General features: G+C 63.4%; 3 protein-coding genes. 1 reads left to right on the top strand and 2 read right to left on the bottom strand.

What is annotated here, in order from left to right; genetic code table 11:
- The first annotated feature begins 375 nt into the window (after nucleotides 1–375).
- Nucleotides 376–1,020: a hypothetical protein gene (locus E1200_RS32565; protein WP_131956420.1), complete on the top strand. Its 645-nt coding sequence runs from the start codon at nucleotides 376–378 to the stop codon at nucleotides 1,018–1,020.
- 8 nt (nucleotides 1,021–1,028) lie between these two features.
- On the opposite strand, the gene E1200_RS32570 is transcribed toward E1200_RS32565, so the two are convergent.
- Both E1200_RS32570 and E1200_RS32575 read right to left on the bottom strand, forming a co-directional pair.
- Nucleotides 1,029–1,301, bottom strand: coding sequence for a DUF397 domain-containing protein (locus tag E1200_RS32570; RefSeq protein WP_347813257.1), 273 nt, complete (start codon nucleotides 1,299–1,301; stop codon nucleotides 1,029–1,031).
- A 202-nt stretch (nucleotides 1,302–1,503) separates the two neighbouring features.
- A complete protein-coding gene (locus E1200_RS32575; protein WP_131956424.1) occupies nucleotides 1,504–2,355 on the bottom strand; it encodes a helix-turn-helix transcriptional regulator in 852 nt (283 codons plus the stop codon).
- Nucleotides 2,356–2,620: the final 265 nt, after the last annotated feature.

Below are 2,620 nucleotides of genomic sequence, written 5' to 3' on the forward strand. Positions count from 1 at the left end.
CCCCAAAACAGCCAGATCCCCACTCCCCACCCGAACAGCCGTATCCGCCTCCCCCACAACAACCGCCACAACCCCACGACTCCCCAACTCCATAGCCCCATCCTCCCCGGGATCGCGAACGTCCGCACAGCCGTCCTGGCAGCCAGCAAGCGATCTGCCATGTTGCACGTAGCGACGTGACAATCAGCCACCCAAGGTGTGACGGACAGTAGAGGCACAAGGTGTTCATCCAGCTCAAGCGGCTGCTGGACCGCTTGGCGACCTCGGCATACTGCTACCGGCAAAGTGCCATATTGCTAACCGACGTATGTGAATCGCCCATGGCGTCCTCGCTTCAGGCAGAATCGAAGTGACGACGGGTTCCAGGGACTGCACATGCGGGTTCGAAAGCAGCCATCCTCCAGAGGCGGGGAACGCCTCACGTACCGCCTCCTTCTCGCCGTTGACCTGGACAAGTACAGCCGTCTGGACGCACAGCAGCAGCTCACGGCGCAGAATGACCTTCGCGGGCTGCTGGACGGCTGCGCCAGGCGCGCGGGGCTCGGCACGAACGGCTGGTACCGCCAGGTCGGCGGGGACGGGGAACTCATCGTCCTGCCGCCAGATGTCGATGTGCCGCTCATCCTCGGCGTTTACGCGAACGACCTGGACCGTGCCCTTGACGAGCTGAACAGGCGGCGGTCGACGCGCTTGCGGATGCGGCTCGCCCTCCACCACGGCACCCTGATCGACGGACCGCTCGGGCCGGCAGGGGACGCGCCGATCGTAGTGTCCCGACTGCTGGACGCCGCGCCGCTGCGGCACTATCTGAGCGAGCACCGGGATCGGGACCTCGCCCTGGTGGTCTCAGACACCCTCTACAAAGATGTGGTGACAAGCGGCTTCTGCTCGCTGCACCCCGCGGACTTCTTTGCGCTCGAAGTGGAGATCAAGGAAAGAATCTATCGCGGTTACGTGCATCATCGCGCCCCGGCATCCTCGACAACACCGAACCGGTCGTCCATTGCGCACACCGCTTGATGCCCGCGTCAGGAACGACCGTACCTTTGCTGTAGTGAATGACACAGAAGCAACCATTGCGCTATAGAGAGTGTCAAGACTGCACCGGAGGGATCTTTAGAATCCCGCACTAGCACTAAAGAGCCTTTGGAAGCGACCTCGAGGCAATCCCCAACTCCGCTCCGCTGCCCCTTCCTCCATTCCGTTTGGGATTGATCCGCCCTGTCCACACTCGCTCCCTCCACGGTGCGGCATGCCGAAACGCGCGATCGTCCGAGCTGGACAGCCATCCGCGGGGACATTTTCACAGGATGACCGGAACACTGAGGGTGGCCTTTTGCCCGAGAAGATCACTCTCAAGTCGGCCTGACCCTTCCGCGCTGGTTCTCAGGGCACACCACAATCCTGCGTCGCGCGCTGTCAAGGTGAGAGTGTATGCGTTGAACGGAAGCTAGACCATAGGCAGGATCGAACGGTGGCGTTCCGGAGCGGACGACCGGGCCGTTACAGGGTTTCGGCGATCGTGTTGAGCAGGACGGCCGACCCTTCCGGTCCGAGTGACAGCCCGCGCAGCACCTCGAACCTCTCCCGGTACCGCACGACCTCTTCCCGGTAGTCGCGGCCGACCAGCTCTCCTTGAGCCCCTTCCAGGTATAGGACGTCGTCGTCCTCCGGCTCCGCGAACTCGATGATCTTGAACGGCCCGACGAGTCCCGGATGGGCCCCCCGGTCGAAGGGAACGACCTCGATGGTCACGTTGGGTCGCTGTGCCATCTCCAGAAGATGCAGCAACTGCGCCTGCATCACGGCTCGGCCCCCGACCAGGCGACGAAGCGCCGACTCGTCGACGACGAAGAGGAAGGTGGGCGGGGAGTCGCCTTCAAGGATTTCCTGCCTGCGGATACGGATTTCGACGAGCTCGGCGACCTGATCGGCGGTATCGTCGCCGCGCAGCCTTGTCAGGATTTCCGTGGCATAGGCGCTGGTCTGCAGCAATCCGGGAATCACCAGCGGCTGGAATTCGCGGGACACACCGGCGGCCGACTCGTATCCGATGAGTTCCGCAAGCTGCGGACTGAGCACCCTTCGGTACGCATTCCACCACGCGGTCTCACGAGCCGCACGCGCAAGACTCAGGAACTCGTCATAACGGGCCTCGGGGACGGCATACTGCTGCAACATCACACGGACATCGCTCACCGCCACCCGGACCATCCCGCCTTCGATGCGGATGATCTTCGAGAGGGACCAGTCCAGGGACTTGGCCGCCTGTTCCTGAGTCAGCCCGGCGGCTTCCCGCGCCCGGCGCAGCTCGATTCGAAGACGCCGCTGATGCACGGTCGGGCTGTCCGGCATACCCAACACCTTCCTCGTTCGAGTGGCAGAAGGCAGACTGCCACCTTTCAGACTGCCCAGGTCGCAACGCCAAGTGCAACTCTTGCAGAGCAGGGGCGTCTTCCGAAGCAATTTCGTCACATCCGTACGACACCGTGACCAGCACCGGAGGCGCCGATTGCTCCCCCGTCCCGCAACTCCCGCCAATACCGGCAAAAGGCACCAAGCTCCGGCCCGTCCGAGCGTCCCGGCAGTGAATGCCCCACCCCTGACGACCAACAACGCC

Origin of the sequence: Actinomadura sp. GC306, from assembly GCF_004348665.1 — a bacterium.
Taxonomy (GTDB): domain Bacteria; phylum Actinomycetota; class Actinomycetes; order Streptosporangiales; family Streptosporangiaceae; genus Spirillospora.